We start from the raw sequence: 1036 nt of genomic DNA on the forward strand, positions 1-1036 counted from the left end.
TTATGCAAAGAAACGAACGGAAGAAGAGAAAACTGAAAACGCAAAAATTATGGCGGCTTACAATCCAAACAAACAGATCCGAAAAGGAACACAACGCTCCTTTATCATAGGATATCTTTTCCTACAATCCATTTATCATCAATTGAAATTAAATCAGATCTGTAACTCTATTTCGAAAAAATATAATTTTTCCTTTGACCTAAATGCGATTCTCTCCCGTTTAATATATATGAGGATTTTACATCCTACTTCAAAAAAGGGAACTTTTGAACGTGCCACTGAACTACTCGAAGCACATTCGGTAGAATCTCAGCACATTTATCGTGCGTTAGATGTACTTGCAGATGAAGCAAATATGATTGAAGCGTCTGTCTACAAGAATAGTCAAAGCCTTATCGACCGAAACACATCAATTTTGTATTATGACTGCACAAATTTTTATTTCGAAATAGAAGAAAGCGATGGCCTTAAGCAATACGGTATGTCGAAGGAACATCGACCGAATCCGATTGTTCAAATGGGCTTATTTATGGATGGCAGCGGATTGCCTCTTGCCTTTGTGATGAACCCTGGCAATCAGAATGAACAGCCAACATTAAAGCCATTAGAAAAAAGAATCCTAAAAGATTTTAAACTCTCTCAGTTTGTCGTCTGTACAGATGCTGGGCTTTCTTCTCATGAAAACCGGCTGTATAATTCTATGGGGAATCGCGCATATGTTACAACACAATCCATCAAAAAACTAAAAAAACATTTGAAAGAATGGGCTTTAGATCCAACAGACTGGACATCAACCAATCATACAGGAGGAAAAAAGAAAACCATCAACTTACTAGACTTAGAGATGGAGAAGGATCAGTCCACTTATTATAAAGAACGTTGGATTCATGAAAATGGTTTAGAACAACGCTTAGTTGTCACATTTTCCCCAAAATATAAACGGTACCACCAATCTGTTCGGGAAAAACAGATTGAACGTGCACTCAAAAAAATGGATAAACCAACTCAATTAGGAAAAAAAAGAACGAATGATCCG

The 1036-nt window shown here is 36.7% G+C and carries 1 protein-coding gene; it reads left to right on the forward strand.

Features of this window, described 5'->3' with window-relative positions; all coding sequences use genetic code 11:
• The coding region (locus tag DCC39_RS18875) for an IS1634 family transposase (RefSeq protein ID WP_116556407.1) at positions 1–1036 on the forward strand (1036 nt) is incomplete at both ends.

Origin of the sequence: Pueribacillus theae (assembly GCF_003097615.1) — a bacterium.
Lineage (GTDB): Bacteria > Bacillota > Bacilli > Bacillales > UBA6769 > Pueribacillus > Pueribacillus theae.